Genomic DNA, 18,916 nt, shown 5'->3' on the forward strand with positions numbered 1-18,916 from the left:
ACAGAACAGGAAAGAAAGAGGGATTGTATTGTCCGAACAGGATATTGTACTGGAACAGGTTCAAGACGAGCTGCTGGCTAAACGCCAGGAGCGAATTATCAAGCAGGTAGCCAAAGAGCTGTCACTGTCGATTAAGCAGGTCCGCACGACAGCCACTTTGCTGGACGAAGGCAACACCATTCCGTTTATCGCGCGTTATCGTAAGGAAATGACAGGAGAACTGGATGAGAACCAGCTGCGCCAGATCGAGGAGCGGGTTGTATACCTGCGCAATCTGGAAGACCGTAAGGTGGAAGTTATCCGTATCATAGAAGAGCAGGGCAAGCTGACCAAGGAACTGCAGACCTCTATCACCAATGCAGTGAAGCTGCAGGAGGTCGAAGATCTCTACCGTCCTTACCGCCAGAAGCGCAAGACCCGGGCCAGTGTCGCCAAAGAGAGAGGCCTCGAACCGCTTGCGGCCTGGATCTGGGAGCAGCCGAAGCAGGGAAATGTGTACGAAGAAGGCGCCAAGTACATCAATGAAGAGCTGGGTGTGGACAGTGCGGAAGCCGCCGTGCAGGGAGCACAGGACATTCTGGCCGAGAACATGGCCGATGATGCCGCCATTCGTACCTGGGTGCGCCGTTATACGCTGGATCATGGCATGCTGGTGTCCGAAGCGAAGGATGCCGAGGCAGAATCCGTCTATGAGAACTATTACAGCTATCGGGAATTGGCCAAAAAAATGCCGCCACACCGCATTCTGGCCATCAACCGCGGGGAACGCGAAGGTTTCCTCAAAGTAAATCTGGAAGTTACTCCTGATTCGGTCTACCGCTACATTGCGGGACAGGTCATCAAAGGACAGTCGATCGTAGAGAATCTGCTCCGCAGCATTATTGAAGATGCCTACAAGCGCTTAATTGCACCATCCATCGAACGGGAAGTGCGTGCAGAATTGACAGAGAAAGGCGAGAATCAAGCCATCTCCATTTTCTCCGGTAATCTGCGCAGCCTGCTGCTGCAGCCGCCGGTCCACGGAAACGTCGTTCTGGGTGTAGACCCTGCGTATCGTACCGGATGCAAGCTTGCGGTCGTTGATGATACCGGCAAGCTGCTGGAGGTAGCTGTGACATATCCGACGCCGCCGAATAACAAGAAGAAGGAAGCGGCAGCCAAGTTCCACGAGTTGATTAACAAATATGGCATTCAGCTGATTGTTATTGGCAATGGTACTGCGTCGCGGGAGACCGAGCAGTTCGTCGCGGAAGTAATTGCTGAGACTGGCAAGCCGGAACTGGCTTACCTGATCGTTAACGAAGCAGGGGCATCGGTCTATTCTGCGTCCAAGCTGGCGCAAGAAGAATTCCCGGATCTGGATGTGGCGGAGCGCAGTGCGGCTTCGATCGCACGCCGTGTGCAGGATCCGCTGGCTGAACTCGTGAAGATTGATCCGAAGGCGATCGGGGTTGGCCAATATCAGCATGACGTATCCCAGAAGCATCTGGAAGAGAGCCTGAAGGCTGTTGTCGAATCTGCGGTTAACCATGTTGGCGTAGATGTCAATACGGCATCATCGTCCCTGCTGTCCTACGTAGCGGGTATTAATGCAACGATTGCAAAGAATATCGTCAAATACCGGGAAGAGAACGGCAAGTTCGAGAACCGCAAGCAGCTGCAGAAGGTTCCTCGGTTAGGCGCCAAGACATTCGAACAATGCGTGGGCTTCATGCGGATTCCGGGCGGCCAGAACCCGCTGGATCGAACTCCGATTCACCCTGAATCTTACAAAGTAGTCGACAAGCTGTTCCAGGAACTGAATATTGAACTGGACAAGCTGGGCTCCAAAGAGCTGTCCGATCTGCTGACCGAGCAGAACCCGGAAGAGCTTGCGGTTAAGCTGGATGTAGGGGTTCCAACACTGCGTGATATTCTGGACAGCCTGCAGCGTCCGGGGCGTGACCCGCGTGAAGAACTGCCGCTGCCTATTTTCCGGACTGATGTCTTGAAGATCGAGGATCTGGTCCCAGGTATGGAGCTTCAGGGAACGGTCCGTAACGTGATTGACTTCGGTGCCTTTGTGGATATCGGAATCAAGAGCGACGGACTTGTCCATATTTCACAGCTGAGCGGGGGATTTGTCAAACACCCGATGGATGTCGTATCCGTTGGCGACAATGTAACCGTGTGGGTGCTGAATGTAGATCTGAAGAAAGGCCGTGTCGGCCTGACCATGAAGAAGCCTAATGTAGCAGAATAACAGGCTTTTGGGTTTTAATCATTCATAAAGCCGGTGCCGTATAGGAAGACGGCACCGGCTTTATATTCATTGTTCAATACGATGACGGTCGCTTGGCGTCTGACGATAAAAGTACCAGCATTCGTTAAGCAGCATAATTTGACGGCGGTCTTTGCGGTTAAAAGCACGCATTAGTTGATTGGAAAGCCACTGAGGCATAGGGATCTCCTCCTCTTGCTGTACATTCTGTTGGGATAGCATATGGGCAAATGGCCCGAAGTGTGACAAAATACGCAAAAGAAACCTGCAGATCCGCTAACAATCAGGAAAGGAATGAACGATGAGTCCATGGACGTCATGAGTAACGAAGAGCTGCAGGCCTGGGTCGAGCGTATTTCACTTGACAGCTTTGGTGTTCCATTCCTGCACCGCGCATCCTTCAATTCCAGACTGTCATCCACAGGCGGCAGATATTTTATGAAAAGCCATAACATCGATATTAATCCGCATCAGCTTGCCGCTCATGGCAGAGAAGAGGTGGAGCGGATCATCAAGCATGAGCTGTGTCATTATCATCTTCATCTGAGAGGAAGAGGTTACAGACATCGGGACGCAGATTTCAAGCAGCTGCTTGCACAGGTAGGCGGCAGCCGTTACTGCCAGGCGCTTCCGGAGGGTAAGGCACGAAAGACGCTGCCTTACCGTTATGTATTAAAATGCCAGAATTGCGGACATGAGTACAAGCGTAAACGCAAGGTGGATGTGCGCAAATACCGCTGTGGACGTTGTGCAGGCACTCTGAAGTTATTAACGCTTGACGACAAAAATAAATCATGATAAATTAGCTTTACACTGATTTTTGTTCCCTGATAGCTCAGTTGGTAGAGCACTCGACTGTTAATCGAGTTGTCACAGGTTCGAGTCCTGTTCGGGGAGCCATATTTGGAGAGATACCCAAGTGGCTATAAGGGGACCCTCTGCTAAGGGGTTAGACTGCGTAAGTGGTGCGAGGGTTCGAATCCCTCTCTCTCCGTACATGAAGAAGAGTTACAGCATTTGCTGTAACTCTTTTTTTGCTGTCTAAATGTTCATGGAGCTGCCCAGAAGCTGCCGGATAGCATGGGCGACACCATTTTCCTGGTTCGTCAGCGTGACCATATCGCATACATCCTTGATCTGCTGATGGGCGTTGCCCATTGCGATACTCCGGCCGGCTATCCTCATCATGGATATATCATTATAACTGTCGCCGATGGCCATGACCTCGGTTAATGGAATATGATGCATGTCTGCCAGTCGGGAAAGGGCATGCCCCTTGGAAGCTAACGGATGCTCAACCTCAAAGTTATGATCCGCTGAGACCACCATCGTCAGCTCGGAATCCTGGCTGTAACGGCTGCGGCCGGCAGCCAATTTTTCTTCCAGGAAAGAGAATGCCAAAATATTATATATTTCAACATCTGTCGGCAGATGACGGTAGGAAGGGATACGGGTAATCCCATTCTGGGAGTATTGCTTCTCTGCGGCGTGCATGAGACTTTGCAGAGAACGTTCGGGGCTGCTGCTCAGGACCCGGTCCATTTCAATAGTCATTAGCTCATGTCCATTCTGCGGGGAATAGATCGCCCGGTCTGTCATGATCTCATAGTAATATTGTTCTTCTTCCAGCCATGCTAATACATCCATTGCTTTGCTGCGGCTCATGGGCTCTGTGTGAATCGGGCTGCCCTGCTCATCATGGATTGTAGCGCCATTCGCGCCGATGACTGGGGTAACAATGCCAGCCTGCTTGCATATTTCCTGCACATCGTAAAAGGCTCTGCCTGTTGCGATCGTGACCAGAATGCCTTGGTTCTGGGCTTCACGGACCGCCGCCGCATTTGCCGGACTGATCAGGCTGTCCTGATTCAGCAAAGTTCCATCCAAGTCAATAGCTATCATTTTCATCATTCAATATCCTGCTCCTTTTTCTCGAGGTCATGGGCTGCCAGAACTTCCACACCATGCTGCTGCAGCTGCTCCAGCAGCTGTGGTTCCGGAAGATAGTCAGTAATCAGAAGATCGATACGAGACCAGCTGGCAAAGCGGTAGTAGTTGCTTTTGCCGAATTTGGAATGATCCGCGAGGACGATAACCTGGGAAGCCTGTTCCATCATACGTTCCTTCACCCGGCCTTCCTCTTCGTATACGGCGAACAACCCACCGTCGGCAATGCCGCCAGTACCGATAAAGGCTTTGTCCACCTGATAGCGCGACAGGGTGTCGGTGACGGAAGAGCCATAGACATAACGATGTTCCTTCTGCAGCTGTCCTCCAAGGAGATGAATGGAAACATCCGGTTTGGAGGATAATACATCAGCCTGGTTGATGGAGTTGGTAATGACGTAGCAGTCAGCGGTCCTCCACATTTCAGCACAGGCCTGCACCGTAGTGGAAGAATCCAGAATTACCCGTTCTCCGGGGCGTACCAGCTGTGCGGCCAGGCTCCCGATCCGTTTCTTCTCTTCCGAGACAGCCAGCAAGCGTTCGTTATAATTCTGAATAACTTCATACGGGGCGGCCGGGAGCAGGGCGCCTCCCCTTGTGCGAATAATAGCCTGATGCTCTTCCAGTTTAACCAGATCACGGCGTGCCGTGTCACGGGATACCTGAAAGAGGGAACAGATATCTTCGATTGAAATTCTTTGATGTATCTGCAGATAATCAACAATACTGCGCATGCGTTCTTCTTGATACATGGATCCCATACCTCCATCTGTTTATGTAAGTAATTATAAGTTTTTTTAGTTATTTCGGCAATATGACAATTTTTAATAAGTATATATAAGTATTTATAAGGAAGATGAGAGCGTAAAAATATTTAAAAAAGTGGTTGTCACGCTCCGGAATTTTTGATATACTCAATCTTGTCGTCACGGAGACGGTATGTTAATGTGGCCCGTTGGTCAAGGGGTTAAGACACCTCCCTTTCACGGAGGTAACAGGGGTTCGAATCCCCTACGGGTCATTGTTTTCCTCATTATCTATCTATGACTGTTGGCATCAGCATGGGGTAGTCATCGAGAGCCATTAGCTCAGTTGGTAGAGCACCTGACTTTTAATCAGGGTGTCGAAGGTTCGAGTCCTTCATGGCTCACCATTTATATTAAATATGCGGTCGTGGTGGAATGGCAGACACGCTATCTTGAGGGGGTAGTGGGCGTACGCCCGTGGAGGTTCGAGTCCTCTCGACCGCATTATGATTGTACATGAAAGTCTCTTCCATAAGAGGCTTTTTTGTTTTATTTAATTATGATGGTAAAAAATGGGCTGGTACGTGCGTTGAATCTGCTGACTATAAAGCAAGTAATTATGATAAAATAAAACAATACTAGGTATGGCGGTGAATGTAATGGACCCTAATATACTGGAGAATATATCGGCAAGTTTACTGGGATTGTTCCCGTTGCTTAAGAAGAAAATTTTTTATCCGGTGCCTGCTTCCGAGCTGCCTATGCATTTGTCTCACTCTAATATTCAGGTGCTTGTTGTCCTGCACGAGGTTCGGATTTCGTCTGTATCGGAGCTGTCCAAACAGTTGAATGTATCACGTCCGAATATGACGCCGCTGCTGGACAAGCTGGTAGAGCTTGAACTGGTAGACCGCAAATCATGTGATTCGGACCGCAGGGTCGTGAATGTTGAGATTACGCCCAAAGGTGATACGGTTTGTAGAGAGATGCGCGATATGGTGGCTGACAAAATAGAACAAAAGCTCGCAACGCTCAACCCGAAAGATTTGACGGAACTGGAAACGACGCTGTGTAAGCTCAAAGGGATCTTGCTCAAGATTGATAATCATCCCGTATGACCATAAGCTGAAAGACCCCGGCAGACAGAGGTTGTGTGCAAGGGTCTTTTTTTTGCGGTTGCCGTCAGCTCTTGGCCCTATGGTATAATAAAACAATTGAGAAGCTCGGGGTAAAAAGGGTGCCGTCGGTATCCAGGATAAACATGGTCGGAAGGCGGTCGGATATGCAATCGATTTATCAGCGTATTGAAGAGCTTATTGCAGCCCGTGGTATGACGAAAAAAGCCTTTTGTCAGCAGCTGGGGATCAGCGCAGGGAACTTCGGGGATTGGAAGCGGGGGAAGTCAGTACCTGGCACGGCGAAACTGATCGAAATTGCAGGCTTTTTTGATGTCAGTCTGGACTGGCTGATGCTTGGCCGCAGGGTGGGACCTGAAACCGAGATGCTGAAGGAGCAGCAGGAAGGTTATTTTTTTCAGGTTCTGGGGCAATTGAATTGCCAAATGGATGAGTTATCAGAGGAAGAGATTCGTTTTATCAAGGAATATATTGCTTTTACTCGTTTTCGGAGACAGCAGGACTGGAATTAGAAAATGGCACGTTACTAAAAAAAGCTCTCGCACCGGAAGGTGAAAGGGCTTTTTAGATGATGTATATACTGCCGATAGATGCTGATTCTTCTCTAATCAAGACGGTCCAGAATAGAAGAATATTTGGGATACAACTGGCGGATGCAGTGAGGACAAATATCGTGTGTGAATTGAATCTGGCTGTGTGATTCCATATAACTCTCAATCGAATGCCAGGCATCGCTGTCATCCCGTATATTCTTGCAAACGGCACATATAGGGAGGAACCCCCGGAGTCCCTGCATGTTCAGGATGATCTGTTCGAGTTCAAGCTGTCTCTGCATCAACAAGGTGATATCCGTATGGGCTACGACCATACCTTGTAATCTTCCGGCCGGGTCCAGCAGAGGAGACGCCTGCAGCAGAAGCCAGGGAGGTCCGGAAGTCTGGTAAGAGCGGAATTCATAAGTGCAGGAGGCTGAATGTCCTGCCAGCACGGCCTCCAGCGAACCGTTGATCTCAGCGGCCAGGTCGATATGATCCGCAGTCATGGTGTTGATGACTTGGAAATAGCTTCTCCCGTGCCATGCCTCCTGGACGTAAGGTTCTCCGGGATGCCAAGCCTGCTGCCAGGCTTGGTTAACGGAATGAATAACACCTAAACGGTCTGTGGTTACGGTCTGGCATGCCAAAGACTGAACGGCCGGGCCCATGCTAAAATATGACTTCTCAAGCAATGGGTTCACTCCTGTCTTGGGGGTGTGGATGCTGCTTCGATCTCCTGGGCTTCGAGGGCCTTCGTTTCCAACTCAAGGAGCAATGCTACCTGTTCCCTGTATCTCAGCGCTTTGCGTGTGCCATGAATCAGATTGGACAGGCGCGAGGGTGGTATTCCGTGCATCTTGCAGAATTCCTTCTGGTCCAGATGCAGCTCGGCGAGTCGCCGCTTGATGGCCCAACCAAATGGGGTGACAGGCTGTTTGCGTTTCAACGTCCTCACTCCTTCAGCTCATCAAGAACGTATAGGATCGATGTAATCTTTGATATCCAGAATTATACACGTATTAAAGTTATTTAACAATAAAAACAACGTAATTAAGTTGTATATATCCACTTTGGGACGAATGGAATGTTGACGGGATGGATGGTCAATGATAAGTTTAGGTGTGTTCTAAAGTATACTAAAATACTAGGATTAATATAAATGGAGTTAGGAAGTGAGTAACTTGGGAGAATGTGCTCGCCTGTCGCAAAAGACGGCGATCCTGCTGGAACGAGCCCGCCGGGTTGGGATTACGGATGATGAATTGAAGACAATTATAACAACCGGTAAGCTATCCGGTCTTAAGGCGGCTGAACAGACGGGAACATCTTATGAGGAATTCTTGTCGTATGCTGAAGAGCATGGTGAAGATCTGCTTCAGGCTGTGGTTGAGGGTTACCGGATGACCTTTAATACCAATAATGGTCTGAAAATATGGCTGTTCGAGAAGTTTGGTTTTGAAGAAGGGCGTCACTTTCTGTTTAGTGAGGGATGGATTGAAGGGCTGCAGCTGCGCCCGGAATCAGCGGAGCTGCTGCGACATACACTCGCGGTTAACTGGCAGCTGCTGGAGGACGAAGATCAGACTGAAGGGCCGAAGCCATATACCCTGTGGATACCCCAGGCCCACCAGATAAAGGATTGAATTGAAGTGATGTGCTTTGTGTTTTCTTAGGCATAAGAAATAATTATTATGAAATGGATACGAATATTGAAAGCCCCTTGGTTGAGCTGTGTCCTTCAGGGGGCTTTATATATGATAAAAGGGCGCCGTGAGCAGCGGCGCCCTTTTTGTGGCTGAGGCAGAACCTTCTTTCAAGTATTAATATGGGGACGGGGAAAGGAACGGGGGAGTGAGGGTCCTGGATGTGGTCGATCGGAGGGGAGGAATAAAGGTTTAGCGCAGAGCGGTTACAACCGGTTGAACGGGAAGGCTCGCTACCTGTCGAGGGTGAAGGATATGTTCGGACGTCCATCTGGTGAGGGACTCTTCTCTGGCTTGCAGCCAGCCCTCGTGCATACAGCGGACAAGCTGCTGCTGAAGCTGGGAACGTTCTTCTTGAGATAAGTTCACCAAGGAATGGACGGAACGGAGCTGAGCTGCTACGGCAGCTGTAATATAGCCGGAAATTGCATCGTGCAGTGCTATGCCCAGTTGGGCATTGATCCAGCCGTGCAGAACGGCGAGTGTGTTGTGGCTGTTCAGCAGGCGGCAGCTTGTCTCCAGCTGGCTGAAATTCAGATAAGGATACAGGACTTGTGCGAGTTTGAACATTCTGCGGCCGGCAGATTTGGCTTCCGGATCTTGAATTTCAGTAGAATTGGAGCGCATGCGGGAGAGTCTGAAATCAATAGCGGCAATTAAGGCGGGGTCCTGCTGGGGGAATACCGCGTATACCGCCTGAATGGCTGATACGTCCATGTGAATAAGCTTGCGCTGGAGCTGCTGCTCAATCCATGCTGCTCGATCTTCCTTGTTGAGGACTGTCATATTGCTATCAGGAAGTGCAGAACCGAAAGAACATCCCGCTTTTTCGCCTGGGAATGATGAGTCCAGCAGCTGTGCATAGTCCAGCAGCTTATTGCCCTTATTCAAACTGTTCGCCTCCTTATATTTCGTGTTAACTTTTCTATAAGTTGAGTTGAAATTTGAGTCCATTTTGCCATATTTCCAATAAAGGTGTCTATATAAATGTAATGTTCATGTCAAATAAATCCTAATTAATTTTATAAATATGTTATTTTACGTGACCAATACTTAACATATAGTATTTGGTTTGTGTTTCTTTTATTTTATGCTTTACATTTGCTTGCTAAATAGGTATAATAAATTCTGTTGCTAACCGAGCGGTCGTGGTGGAATGGCAGACACGCTATCTTGAGGGGGTAGTGGGCGTACGCCCGTGGAGGTTCGAGTCCTCTCGACCGCATTTTAAAGTATGATGAAGAAGAAGCTTCCCGTTAAGGGAAGCTTCTTTTGTTCTACTCTATATACTTATAACCTGTTCCCCACACGGTCTTGATGTGGAGCGGATTTTTGGGTTCCTGCTCGGTTTTGCGGCGGAGACTGGAAATGTGCACATCAATGGTCCGGTCCAGGATAGCCTGATCCTCTCCTTTAATTCGATCAATCAATTCATTACGCGTGAATACCCTGCCAGGATTCCTGGAGAACAATCGCAAAAGCTCAAACTCAATATGGGTAACCTCAATTTCTTGACCTTTTACAAAAACAGTACGACTGTCCAGACTGATCTGCAGATACGGCTGTACAGAAGCTTGTTCGGGATTAGGCTGTGAATGCTGCGCCTTGATCAGGCTTGAAGGCATGCTGCGCCGCAGAAGGGCTTTCAGTCTGGAGTCCAGCTCTTTAAGGCTGAAAGGCTTGCAGAGAAAATCGTCAGCTCCGCTGTCCAGTGCCTGCAGCCGTTCGTTTAACATCGTATTCGCAGAAATCATTAGAATGGGAATATCTGAACAGCTGCGAATGGTAGCTATAATATCGTGCCCTGATAAGCCGGGCATCATCAGATCGGTAACGATCAGGTCAGGTTTAAAATGTCGAAAATGCTGTATCGTATCGGCCGGGTCCTGAACACTCTCGGTAATGTACCCTTCTTCCTCCAGGTAAAAGGCGATCATTTCGGCAAGATTTTTTTCATCTTCTATGAGTAAAAGCTTAATCATTTCAGTCACACTCCTGCGGGTTCTTACTCAAGCTACAATAAGGCTCTGCTTTAATTTTATCATTAACTGTAGTGGATTAAATAAGGGTTTAATTAAAATTTCGAATGTGAAATTGAAATCTGGAGTTATTGTCTGGGGCAAGTGTAAAAATAAAAAAGCCGCAGCAGGAGCTGCGGGCAGGGGAGGGGCAGGAGGAAAGTCTATTAGAGGATCTATTTGTTCAGCAGAGCAGCGATATCCTCTTCAATTTTGTCAGGGGTTGTCTGAGGAGCATAACGTTTGACCACATTTCCATTACGATCGACAAGAAACTTAGTGAAGTTCCATTTAATTGATTTAGAGCCCAGAATACCAGGGGCTTCTTTCGTCAAATGTTTGAAGAGAGGGTGGGCTTTGTCGCCCTTGACGTCAATTTTCTCGAACATCGGGAAGCTCACACCGTAATTCATCTGACAGAATTCTGCAATATCATCGCTGGTGCCAGGCTCCTGTTCTGCGAATTGATTACTGGGGAATCCCAGAACGCGGAAGTCCTGATCCTTGAATTTATCGTAGAGCTGCTGCAATCCTTCGAATTGTGGAGAAAGACCACATTTGCTTGCTGTATTAACGATGAGAAGAACCTGATTTTTGTAATCGGACATCGGTATGTTCTTGCCCTGCAGTGTGCTGGCTTCAAACTGATAAATCGACATGCTGGAAACCTCCTTCAATACATTCATTGGATATGTAAAACCTTGAAATGTAACGATATTTTTATCTGATTGTGCAATTTAATTGTACAAAATATAAAATAATTTGGCAAGTTTTATTATATGTATTAACTCTAATAACTGACGGAGCTACTTTAAATTTGCCAGGATTAGAGATGAAGAGAAAACCGCAGATAAATCGAGAAATACATTTTTGTAAGCGTTATCCCGATGGTTCATGCTTCTCTTTACATTTTTTTGATACCCTGCACTGCTTTACATGCAGCAGGTGCGGGTGTATGATTCAAGACGTGATTTCAAATGTCAGCTATTCTTTAATTTGCAGATCCATCGCTGAGTTCCGCCGGAAGGCGGAATCGGGGGAACCAAATGCAGTGCTGCTGTTCCGGTGTGAGAGTCGGAATAATGACATTGCAGGGGTGAATCCTGGAGCCTGTCAGGCCCCGGGTAGAGCGACTCTCACCGCTCGAATCCGACAGCTAACCTCGTAAGCGCCGTTTGAGAGAGGAACTATGGACTTGTGCTTGATGGATTAATCAACCACAGGGGCGCCAAACCTCTGTGGTTTTTTTGCGCCTGAATGAAGATGATGGATGAGAATGAATACGAAGATGAATAGGATCTACAAACGCTGAATTCTGCCAAGGCAGAAGCGGGGGAACCAACAAGGGAATCGCTGGAGCACAGCGGTTTCAGGGGTGAATTTTCCGTCCAGGCGACGGGAATAGGGCGACTCTCACGCCCGAATCCGACAGCTAACCTCGTAAGCGTACCGGGAGAGGCAGCGCAGCCATATGCGTATTTATGGGTGATCCATGAATACCTAGGAAGCCGCGGAAGCTCTTTTCCGCACGGCTTCTTTTTTTGCGCTGTCTTGAACGCTACAGGGAGGAGCCCACATGGAGGACAGTCTGATTCTGGTCACGGCCCCGAATGAAGCGGGGCGCAATTTCATTAAATTATTAATGTATAAAAAGCTGGCTTTCGCTGTACTGACCAACAGCGCGCATGAAGAGAAGAAGCTTAAGAAAATGGGTGTAGCGCGGATCATCCGCATTAACACCGCACACGCGGAGAACTGGTTTCTCCCTCATGAATGTGTCGGCAAGGTGTTTATTTTCGAGAACAGTCTGAATCTGACCTGCCGCTTCCTGCAAATATGCCGGTCCTGGACACGCGAACGGGTCTGTGTGATCACCCAAAGCGGTAATCCCCAGGGGATCTATAAAGGCATGGGTGCAGATCAGGTGGTCTATCGTCTGAAAGGCGAGCTGGGATTTCTGCTGAATCCTGAATCGGTTCCCGAATCTAGAACCATTTAAGGAAGCCTCCTAACGCCTCCATTTAGAAGGATTCCCGTAGTAAAGGTCATCTCCATAGAGATGCGAGCAGTCCTGCCGCGGATCAAATCCGCGGCTTCAGGCAGTGCCATACTAAAAACCCCTGCAGCTCAGCTGCAGGGGTTTTTAGTATGCGGTAACTGCTCAGGCTGTAAAGGTCTTGAAGAGCAGGTACACGTTCAGGGAGACAATAATGGCTGTGACAATCCAAGCGAGGATATTCTGCCAAGGTTTATTGACGAATTCACCCATTTTTTTGCGGCTGCCTGTGAACAAGATAAGCGGAATGATAGCAAACGGGAGCTGCAGGGAAAGGATGACCTGGCTGAGCACAAGCAGTTCTTCGACACCCTTCTCTCCGGCTATGGCAGTAACGATAACGGCTGGTATGATGGCGATCAGCCGGGTAATCAGCCGGCGCAGCCAGGCCGGCAGGCGGATATTCAGGAATCCTTCCATCACGATCTGGCCCGACAGGGTACCAGTTAAGGTTGAATTTTGCCCGGAGGCCAGCAGAGCTACTCCAAACAGGATGCTGGCTGCGGTTGTTCCGAGCAGCGGGGTGAGCAGGTAGTAGGCGTCTGTAATTTCACCTACATCCGTCATACCTGCCTTATGGAAGACAGCCGCTGCTACGATCAGTATCGCCGCGTTAATGAAGAGAGCGAAGGTCAGGGCAATGGTTGAGTCCCAGGTTGCGTACTTGATGGCTTCACGCTTCCCCTTAGATGTCTGTTCGAATCGACGTGTCTGGACGATTGAAGAATGGAGATAGAGGTTATGCGGCATCACAGTAGCGCCCAGAATCCCAATGGCAATGTACAGCATGCTGGGATTACTCAAGATCTCGGAGTGGGGAACAAACCCGTTCATGATTCCGCCCATGTCCGGCTTCGCCAGAAACAGATCGATGGCAAAGCAGGCGGCAATCGTGCCCATCAGTACAATAACGATAATTTCCAGTGAGCGGAAGCCCTTCTTCTGGAGCAGCAGCACCAGCAGCACATCCAGAGCGGTAATAATGACGCCATACAGGATGGGGATTCCGAACAGCAGTTTTAGGGCGATAGCTGAACCGATGACCTCTGCCAGGTCGGTGGCGGCTATAGCCAACTCGCAGAGGATCCACAGCACGAAGGTAACCGGCCGGCTGAAATTGTCCCGGCAAGCCTGAGCCAGATCCCGGCCTGTAGCGATACCCAGCTTGCTGGATAGGGCCTGCAGAAGGATGGCCATGAGGTTGGACATTAGGATGACACTTAGGAGCGTGTAGCCGAACTGGGAACCGCCCGCAATGTCTGTAGCCCAGTTGCCAGGGTCCATGTAGCCGACCGCGACCAGATAGCCCGGACCGGCAAAAGCCAAAAATTTGCGAAACCAGGAGCCATTTTTGGGAACGTGCATCGAACGGTTCATTTCGGACAGAGAGACACTCTCTGCCAGTGTATCTGGGGAACTGCTCAAGAAGATCACCTGCGCTTTATATTTATTTTGGAAAATCTAATGAATACAGGATTCGAAAAGTCGGCAGCTTTTTATGCGGATGAACGACAACAGGTATAGCTTAAAATGTTGCCCTCACCTAATCACATTGTACTCCAACAAATGTTTTTGTCTAGTGCAACTTTTATGTTTCGGGGCAATTTTTTCTCCGTGCCTGTCCATGAGAAGGGTTTGGTGTTATTTCTGCCATTTTATAAACGCGGCCCTGTGGTGTGAATCAAAGCAGGCGTTTCAATTTGAATGATGAGTTTAAAATATATTGTATGCAACAAAATGACTAAGCATCAGATTGATCGTGCAGCATATTAGAATGAGATTGAAACCAATTAAATTAATGAACACAAAGGAGAGATTGAAGATGGAAGCTCTTTATACAGCAACAGTAACGGTTAAAGGCGGCAGAGACGGCTCTATTTCTTCTTCCGACGGGGTTTTGGAACATAAATTGAGTACGCCCAAGGAGCTCGGCGGTGCAGGAGGTCAAGCGACCAACCCCGAGCAGCTGTTTGCGGCTGGTTATGGCGCTTGTTATGAAAGTGCGCTAGCCAACGTGGCGCGCAAGGAGAAAGTAAAGCTGGAGAATGTGGAAGTAACCAGTAATGTATCGATCGGCAAAGATCCTAGCGACGGCGGTTTCCGTCTGGCTGTACGCCTGGATGTCAGCATTCCGGGTGTAGACCGTGCCCAGGCTGAGGACTTAGCCCGCAAAGCGCACGACTTCTGCCCGTATTCCAAGGCGACAAGAGGCAATATTGAAGTCGAGCTGAATGTCATCTAATACGTTAAGGGTATACAGCCTGAAGCCTTGAAGGATCTACGGGATCGCGCAATCCTAGGATCATTTTGGAGCAGCCGCAAAATGCGGCTGCTTTTTCACGTTTACAGGTACCTGGTAGCGGCAGTTTGGTTGACATGCTTATCAAAATTCTTTAATATGACTTAGGTGAATCCATCACAAGGACGCTGTACGTATGAATAACCAAATTTGAATTAACGGGTGATATAAATGTCGTCTTACAAACCAAGTATTGTGGATCTGAAGAAAGCGGGCATTAACGAAAAAGACGGACTGTACGAGTTTACCATGAACTTGGCTGACGGAACGGCTTGTCGTGTATTCTACCAACGCAATCCTGAATGGAAGTTGATGAATGTCAGCCGTTTGCAAAAAACACCTTGCCCGGTATGCCGCAAAGACTACATCTGCAAATGCATGGATCAATACGAAGGCGAGCTGAACCGTCAGATGCAGGACGATCAGTGGATCGAGAAAGCGCTGGCTGAGTAAGAGAATGAGACAATTCCGTCAACGGGCGGAGCATGCCGCATGAATAGATAAGACATCGGGAAGCCGGTGTCTTTTTTCTTGTGTGTTCACGCTGATGACGGGCACTGCGATTGGTACCTATCGAATAGGGTAAAGTATATAGAAGTGCTTTTTCACTGAAGGAGGAGCTGCCATGACCCCCACGAATCCGGTTCAATCTCATGAAGGTCACTCCATTGTACTCGTCGACGGTGTCTGCCATTTTTGCCAGGGGCTGACCAAATGGATTATTAAGCGTGATCCTGAGGGACAATTCCATTTCGCATCCCAGCAGTCGGATATCGGCAAGAAGCTGCTCCAAGAGGGCGGCTTGTCTACGGATCGTATGGATACCTTTGTGCTGATAGAGAACGGCGTTTACTATACCCGTTCTACGGGAGCTTTGCGTATAGCAAGAAAGCTGAAATTCCCGTACCCGCTGCTGTATGCGTTTATAGCGGTGCCCCGGTTTTTGAGGGATGCCGTCTATAACTATGTAGCACGTCATCGTTACCGGTGGTTCGGCAAGGATGAGGAAGATGCCTGCAGACTGCCTACCCCGGATATCCGTGAACGATTTTTATAAAAAAGGATATCAGAAGCCGCCGGATTTCCCGGCGGCTTCTTCGTTTCAAGATTATTCCCCCAATATAAACAACAGGCTCGCTGCAGAGCCGGTTGTTTATATTGAAATCTTACTGGCCGGCTGCACGAAACCCTGCAGCCTTGGCTGCCTGTTCGCTGCAGAACCACTGCTCCGGCTTGACCTGAGCATAGGCCGGAGATGCAGTCGTGTGATAAATGCGCTCACCGTTCGCCTTAATGTTTCCTTTAATGCTGCATGTATTAGAAGGCTTGGCATCAGAAGGACCCTTGGTTCCGGATGTAGAGCTTTTGGTGCTGCTAGTGGAAGACTTGAAGCTTTCCGGATGAAATCCGTCCTGACGGGCATAATTGTCATATTTCCAGATGCCGAGCCGCTGCTTCTTGGCTGAGTTCTCAATGGTCTTGAATTCGTCAGCGTACCGGTCGTTGGGCGGATAAATATAAGCCACCCGTGCCATGCTGTCTTTCAGCAGGGATTTTTGCAGCATCGTCCCGTCCAGATAAACGTAAGCGAGCAGGCGGTTGTACTTGTCTCGGTGCGGGCCGTCATCAAATTCAAGGGTAATGTCATGTGCTTGTTCAAGCAGCTTACGGGTGTAGGCTTTAGCCTCACGCCCATAGGGCTGCTCCCCCAGCTGCGGATGGGCCGTCTCCGGAGTATCGACGAGAAGCAGGCGAACCAGCTCGCTTTTGCCTTGGTAGAACACCCGCAGGGTATCCCCGTCAATGGCCCGGTCAAGGGTTACGGCCGTTCCGTTTGTCTGGGAAGCGGACGGGGAGCCCGTCTTCTGGGCGCTTTCGCTCGAGCAGCCTGCGGCTGTCAGCAGCAAGGCCGTGAGCAGCAGCAGGATCATCCAAAGATTTGGTGTGCCGATGAGAGGTCTGTTTGAATTGTTCAATGATGATTCCTCCTGATGTCTTTATTTGATCGTTTAGGGCTGCGTTGGAGGAGCGGCTTTGCGGCGCCGGGACCGGATCCAGATGATAACCGCAATGATGATCAGCAGCAGCACAATGCCTCCGGTGATAGCGATATTGCGGATATTGGGCGTATTCACGCTAAGCTCCAGCGTATTCTCGTTCAAGGCCGAAATGTGCCAGACCAGCGTCTTGCCGCCGTCTTCCGTCGCATCGGCATTATTCTCACCCGGCTTGACCGGCAGGGTCAGCTTAAAATCCATCTGCAGCTGATTTTCCAGCAGCCGTTTCGCTATAAAATTCATGGAATTCAGCTTTTCTCTTACTTCAGAGGCGGAAGCTGGTGTCATGCGCAGTAAATCAGCGGTGACCGTGACATGCCGGGTCGTTGTGAAGAAATGAGGAGTGTTGGTCATGTCGAATGTCATGCCCTCCGGGAGCTGCGGCTTGTTCTGCGCCGATTTACGATCGATCTCGTACTTGTTATGGGCATTGAAGCCGATCCGGCCATCCTGATCATAGGGTTCGACCTGAAATCCCTCGTTCTTCATACCGGTGAACAGGTTATCAGGCAGCTTGGACATACCGACCGCCTGGAGAGCCGAATCGCTCATACTGAAGGACAGGTCCAGATCGACGCTGCCATTCACATGCACGGTGGCATGGGCTTCCCCGCGTGCACATGCAGACAACGTGAGAAGCAGGATCACAGAGATGAGCACGGCGCCGGCACGTCGGAATTTGTTTGAGTTATACATGAAGAAACCACCTTTCCAATAAGACAATTAAAATATGCAGGATGATCGCTTAGTTTCGTGCGAAATGCTCAAGATTTAAGTATATCAGAGAATGTTTGGCTAGGATAATTACCCATTCAGTAGACAAAAGCGCAAGAGAAAAGATTGGTATAAAAAACCAAATTAAGGCTTGATTACATACTGGTGGTATGCTATTCTAGCTTTAAATGAATAGCACGTGACGGAAGCACCGTTCACTCATCGCTGATCGCGATGGTGAGCGGTGCTTTTTTTGTGTGTTAAGGAAGGGAAGGAGGTTGTTCATGATCCCGCTTAAAGTTGTATTGGCCGTACAGGATCTCAATTACATGGAACTGCTGCTGGCTTATGTGCATGGGAGTGAATTCAGCCGGAGAATCCATATCACGGCTTTCTCCAGGCCGGAAGCTTTTATGCAGCATATGAGCGAATGCAGCGGTTATAGCAAACCTGATCTGGTGGTGGGAGAGCCGGAGCTGCTTCGGGAATGGCTGGCCGTGAGGGAAGCGGAAGTTCCGTGGCGAGAGCTGGGACAGAGAGCAGCAGGGGCGGCGGAAGAGCATATGTTGGGCATGTACCAGCCGCTGCCGCAGCTGCTGGAGGCCATGCTGCAGGCGGGAAGCGGAGAGCGGAAAGGAACGGTTCGATATTCCAAGAGCCGACAGGCACAAATTATAGGGATCGTCTCAGCTTCAGGCGGTGTTGGCAAAACAACGGTTGCGCTGAATATGGCCAAGCAGTACGGGCAAGCCGGGAAATCGGTATTCTATCTGAATCTGGAAACGTTCGACAGCTTCGAAGCCCCGGGTTTGACGGGAGCTGAACATTCGGCTGCTGAGGGGTTGTCCAAGCTTCTCTATGAGCTTAAGGCTTCGGATAACAAAAGTAATCTGTTATCCGAACGCGGGTATTGTGTGCGACATGAGGGAATACAAGCGGATATTTTTATACCTTTGAGCAACCGTCAGGAGCTTCTGGAGATGAATCTTGTTGAGACGGAGAAGCTGCTGGATATGCTGCGGGCATGCGGGAGGTATGATCTCATCATCGTAGATGGTGACAGTGAACTGCATAGCAGGACAGAGGCTGTGCTGAAGCAGAGCGATGACCTGGTCTGGCTGCTGGTGGATGAAATAATGGCTGTACATAAATGCCGTCTGATGTTCAGGTATTTGCAGACTGGTCAGCCTGGTCTGTACGCATCCATCGTGCCGAAGACGCGGTTTGTGCTCAACCTTTACGCTGACCAGATGCACAACCCGCTGCCTGCAGAGGAATGGAGCGTCGACGGGTATCTGCCGTATATTCCTTCCTGGAAGCAGCTGCATGACCAGGAGCTTCTGCTTAGCTCCCCTATCTATCAGCGCGAGATTTCCAAGCTGTGTAAGTGGCTGTCCTCAGAAACGGATCACCGACAGCGCGTAATCGCAGCGGGGGATTAGAG

Annotated in this window: 21 protein-coding genes, 6 tRNA genes and 2 riboswitches; of the genes, 16 read left to right on the top strand and 11 right to left on the bottom strand. The window is 49.3% G+C overall.

The features are described 5' to 3' along the window. Positions 1–28 precede the first annotated feature (28 nt). A complete protein-coding gene (locus tag Q5741_RS12755) occupies positions 29–2,242 on the top strand; it encodes a Tex family protein (protein WP_305024473.1) in 2,214 nt (737 codons plus the stop codon). Between the two features lie 66 nt (positions 2,243–2,308). Here the strand turns inward: Q5741_RS12755 and cmpA are convergent, their stop codons facing one another. After that, positions 2,309–2,440, bottom strand: coding sequence for a cortex morphogenetic protein CmpA (gene cmpA / locus Q5741_RS12760; RefSeq protein WP_305024474.1), 132 nt, complete (start codon positions 2,438–2,440; stop codon positions 2,309–2,311). A 138-nt stretch (positions 2,441–2,578) separates the two neighbouring features. Between cmpA and Q5741_RS12765 the strand changes: the two genes are divergently transcribed. From Q5741_RS12765 to Q5741_RS12775, 3 genes are all read left to right on the top strand, one after another. Beyond that, positions 2,579–3,058, top strand: coding sequence for a SprT family protein (locus tag Q5741_RS12765; protein WP_305024475.1), 480 nt, complete (start codon positions 2,579–2,581; stop codon positions 3,056–3,058). A gap of 26 nt (positions 3,059–3,084) precedes the next feature. Next, a tRNA-Asn gene (locus Q5741_RS12770) sits at positions 3,085–3,160 on the top strand. A 5-nt stretch (positions 3,161–3,165) separates the two neighbouring features. Next, positions 3,166–3,254, top strand: a tRNA-Ser gene (locus tag Q5741_RS12775). A 47-nt stretch (positions 3,255–3,301) separates the two neighbouring features. Here the strand turns inward: Q5741_RS12775 and Q5741_RS12780 are convergent. Both Q5741_RS12780 and Q5741_RS12785 read right to left on the bottom strand, forming a co-directional pair. Further along, on the bottom strand, positions 3,302–4,168 hold the full coding sequence (locus tag Q5741_RS12780; RefSeq protein ID WP_305024544.1) for a Cof-type HAD-IIB family hydrolase: 867 nt from the start codon (positions 4,166–4,168) through the stop codon (positions 3,302–3,304). Beyond that, positions 4,168–4,959 (bottom strand): DeoR/GlpR family DNA-binding transcription regulator, encoded by a 792-nt coding sequence (locus tag Q5741_RS12785; protein ID WP_305024476.1) that lies wholly within the window; start codon positions 4,957–4,959, stop codon positions 4,168–4,170. The genes Q5741_RS12780 and Q5741_RS12785 overlap by 1 nt, the downstream gene beginning before the upstream one ends. A 197-nt stretch (positions 4,960–5,156) precedes the next feature. On the opposite strand from Q5741_RS12785, the gene Q5741_RS12790 reads away from it, so the two are divergent. The 5 genes from Q5741_RS12790 (at position 5,157) to Q5741_RS12810 (ending at position 6,601) form a co-directional block, all read left to right on the top strand. After that, a tRNA-Glu gene (locus Q5741_RS12790) sits at positions 5,157–5,228 on the top strand. A 56-nt stretch (positions 5,229–5,284) separates the two neighbouring features. Next, positions 5,285–5,360 (top strand) — tRNA-Lys (locus Q5741_RS12795). A 14-nt stretch (positions 5,361–5,374) separates the two neighbouring features. Then, positions 5,375–5,457 (top strand) — tRNA-Leu (locus Q5741_RS12800). Positions 5,458–5,666: 209 nt separating this feature from the next. Next, positions 5,667–6,071 (top strand): MarR family winged helix-turn-helix transcriptional regulator, encoded by a 405-nt coding sequence (locus Q5741_RS12805; RefSeq protein WP_345784158.1) that lies wholly within the window; start codon positions 5,667–5,669, stop codon positions 6,069–6,071. 164 nt (positions 6,072–6,235) lie between these two features. Next, positions 6,236–6,601 (top strand): helix-turn-helix domain-containing protein, encoded by a 366-nt coding sequence (locus tag Q5741_RS12810; protein ID WP_305024478.1) that lies wholly within the window; start codon positions 6,236–6,238, stop codon positions 6,599–6,601. Between the two features lie 92 nt (positions 6,602–6,693). Here Q5741_RS12810 and Q5741_RS12815 read toward each other — a convergent pair whose 3' ends face one another. Beyond that, entirely contained in the window at positions 6,694–7,326 is a 633-nt protein-coding gene (locus Q5741_RS12815) for a PAS domain-containing protein (protein WP_305024479.1), read from the bottom strand. After that, positions 7,323–7,571 carry an XRE family transcriptional regulator gene (locus tag Q5741_RS12820; protein WP_305024480.1) on the bottom strand — a complete coding sequence of 83 codons (249 nt, stop codon included), beginning with the start codon at positions 7,569–7,571 and terminating at the stop codon, positions 7,323–7,325. Before Q5741_RS12820 ends, Q5741_RS12815 begins: the two co-directional genes overlap by 4 nt. A gap of 226 nt (positions 7,572–7,797) precedes the next feature. On the opposite strand from Q5741_RS12820, the gene Q5741_RS12825 reads away from it, so the two are divergent. Further along, the gene (locus Q5741_RS12825) at positions 7,798–8,268 is read left to right on the top strand and encodes a hypothetical protein (RefSeq protein ID WP_305024481.1); all 471 of its coding nucleotides are present in this window, start codon (positions 7,798–7,800) and stop codon (positions 8,266–8,268) included. Positions 8,269–8,520: 252 nt separating this feature from the next. Here Q5741_RS12825 and Q5741_RS12830 read toward each other — a convergent pair whose 3' ends face one another. Next, positions 8,521–9,219, bottom strand: a complete 699-nt coding sequence (locus tag Q5741_RS12830; protein ID WP_305024482.1) for an urease accessory protein UreF — start codon at positions 9,217–9,219, stop codon at positions 8,521–8,523. Between the two features lie 251 nt (positions 9,220–9,470). Between Q5741_RS12830 and Q5741_RS12835 the strand changes: the two genes are divergently transcribed. After that, positions 9,471–9,553: transfer RNA gene (locus Q5741_RS12835), tRNA-Leu, on the top strand. Between the two features lie 52 nt (positions 9,554–9,605). On the opposite strand, the gene Q5741_RS12840 is transcribed toward Q5741_RS12835, so the two are convergent. Both Q5741_RS12840 and Q5741_RS12845 read right to left on the bottom strand, forming a co-directional pair. Then, positions 9,606–10,310: a response regulator transcription factor gene (locus tag Q5741_RS12840; protein ID WP_305024483.1), complete on the bottom strand. Its 705-nt coding sequence runs from the start codon at positions 10,308–10,310 to the stop codon at positions 9,606–9,608. A 212-nt stretch (positions 10,311–10,522) separates the two neighbouring features. Beyond that, positions 10,523–11,005, bottom strand: a complete 483-nt coding sequence (locus tag Q5741_RS12845; protein WP_305024484.1) for a glutathione peroxidase — start codon at positions 11,003–11,005, stop codon at positions 10,523–10,525. A gap of 339 nt (positions 11,006–11,344) precedes the next feature. After that, positions 11,345–11,533, top strand: a riboswitch (cyclic di-AMP (ydaO/yuaA leader). A gap of 109 nt (positions 11,534–11,642) precedes the next feature. After that, positions 11,643–11,809, top strand: a riboswitch (cyclic di-AMP (ydaO/yuaA leader). A 113-nt stretch (positions 11,810–11,922) separates the two neighbouring features. Here Q5741_RS12845 and Q5741_RS12850 point away from each other — a divergent pair. Further along, complete coding sequence (locus tag Q5741_RS12850; RefSeq protein WP_305024485.1) at positions 11,923–12,345, top strand: hypothetical protein; 423 nt, start codon at positions 11,923–11,925, stop codon at positions 12,343–12,345. A 162-nt stretch (positions 12,346–12,507) separates the two neighbouring features. Here Q5741_RS12850 and Q5741_RS12855 read toward each other — a convergent pair whose 3' ends face one another. Then, a complete protein-coding gene (locus Q5741_RS12855) occupies positions 12,508–13,827 on the bottom strand; it encodes an Nramp family divalent metal transporter (RefSeq protein WP_305024486.1) in 1,320 nt (439 codons plus the stop codon). Between the two features lie 397 nt (positions 13,828–14,224). Here Q5741_RS12855 and Q5741_RS12860 point away from each other — a divergent pair, with 397 nt between their 5' ends. The 3 genes from Q5741_RS12860 (at position 14,225) to Q5741_RS12870 (ending at position 15,758) form a co-directional block, all read left to right on the top strand. After that, on the top strand, positions 14,225–14,644 hold the full coding sequence (locus Q5741_RS12860; protein WP_305024487.1) for an organic hydroperoxide resistance protein: 420 nt from the start codon (positions 14,225–14,227) through the stop codon (positions 14,642–14,644). A 228-nt stretch (positions 14,645–14,872) separates the two neighbouring features. After that, positions 14,873–15,154: a hypothetical protein gene (locus Q5741_RS12865; RefSeq protein ID WP_305024488.1), complete on the top strand. Its 282-nt coding sequence runs from the start codon at positions 14,873–14,875 to the stop codon at positions 15,152–15,154. A gap of 172 nt (positions 15,155–15,326) precedes the next feature. Beyond that, the gene (locus Q5741_RS12870) at positions 15,327–15,758 is read left to right on the top strand and encodes a thiol-disulfide oxidoreductase DCC family protein (protein WP_305024489.1); all 432 of its coding nucleotides are present in this window, start codon (positions 15,327–15,329) and stop codon (positions 15,756–15,758) included. A gap of 109 nt (positions 15,759–15,867) precedes the next feature. Here Q5741_RS12870 and Q5741_RS12875 read toward each other — a convergent pair whose 3' ends face one another. Continuing rightward, positions 15,868–16,677 carry a thermonuclease family protein gene (locus Q5741_RS12875; protein WP_305024490.1) on the bottom strand — a complete coding sequence of 270 codons (810 nt, stop codon included), beginning with the start codon at positions 16,675–16,677 and terminating at the stop codon, positions 15,868–15,870. A gap of 33 nt (positions 16,678–16,710) precedes the next feature. Then, positions 16,711–17,454: a DUF3153 domain-containing protein gene (locus Q5741_RS12880; protein ID WP_305024491.1), complete on the bottom strand. Its 744-nt coding sequence runs from the start codon at positions 17,452–17,454 to the stop codon at positions 16,711–16,713. A 302-nt stretch (positions 17,455–17,756) separates the two neighbouring features. Here Q5741_RS12880 and Q5741_RS12885 point away from each other — a divergent pair, with 302 nt between their 5' ends. After that, complete coding sequence (locus tag Q5741_RS12885) at positions 17,757–18,914, top strand: AAA family ATPase (RefSeq protein ID WP_305024492.1); 1,158 nt, start codon at positions 17,757–17,759, stop codon at positions 18,912–18,914. Positions 18,915–18,916 lie beyond the last annotated feature (2 nt).

It is taken from the genome of Paenibacillus lacisoli, from assembly GCF_030580655.1.
GTDB lineage: Bacteria > Bacillota > Bacilli > Paenibacillales > Paenibacillaceae > Paenibacillus > Paenibacillus lacisoli.

Bases quoted from the DNA above. Each gene is read 5' to 3' on its own strand.
- cmpA (WP_305024474.1), bottom strand. From the start codon at position 2,440: ATGCCTCAGTGGCTTTCCAATCAACTAATGCGTGCTTTTAACCGCAAA.
- Q5741_RS12765 (WP_305024475.1), top strand. From the start codon at position 2,579: ATGAGTAACGAAGAGCTGCAGGCCTGGGTCGAGCGTATTTCACTTGAC.
- Q5741_RS12780 (WP_305024544.1), bottom strand. From the start codon at position 4,168: ATGAAAATGATAGCTATTGACTTGGATGGAACTTTGCTGAATCAGGAC.
- Q5741_RS12785 (WP_305024476.1), bottom strand. From the start codon at position 4,959: ATGTATCAAGAAGAACGCATGCGCAGTATTGTTGATTATCTGCAGATA.
- Q5741_RS12810 (WP_305024478.1), top strand. From the start codon at position 6,236: ATGCAATCGATTTATCAGCGTATTGAAGAGCTTATTGCAGCCCGTGGT.
- Q5741_RS12840 (WP_305024483.1), bottom strand. From the start codon at position 10,310: ATGATTAAGCTTTTACTCATAGAAGATGAAAAAAATCTTGCCGAAATG.
- Q5741_RS12845 (WP_305024484.1), bottom strand. From the start codon at position 11,005: ATGTCGATTTATCAGTTTGAAGCCAGCACACTGCAGGGCAAGAACATA.
- Q5741_RS12850 (WP_305024485.1), top strand. From the start codon at position 11,923: ATGGAGGACAGTCTGATTCTGGTCACGGCCCCGAATGAAGCGGGGCGC.
- Q5741_RS12860 (WP_305024487.1), top strand. From the start codon at position 14,225: ATGGAAGCTCTTTATACAGCAACAGTAACGGTTAAAGGCGGCAGAGAC.
- Q5741_RS12865 (WP_305024488.1), top strand. From the start codon at position 14,873: ATGTCGTCTTACAAACCAAGTATTGTGGATCTGAAGAAAGCGGGCATT.
- Q5741_RS12870 (WP_305024489.1), top strand. From the start codon at position 15,327: ATGACCCCCACGAATCCGGTTCAATCTCATGAAGGTCACTCCATTGTA.
- Q5741_RS12880 (WP_305024491.1), bottom strand. From the start codon at position 17,454: ATGTATAACTCAAACAAATTCCGACGTGCCGGCGCCGTGCTCATCTCT.
- Q5741_RS12885 (WP_305024492.1), top strand. From the start codon at position 17,757: ATGATCCCGCTTAAAGTTGTATTGGCCGTACAGGATCTCAATTACATG.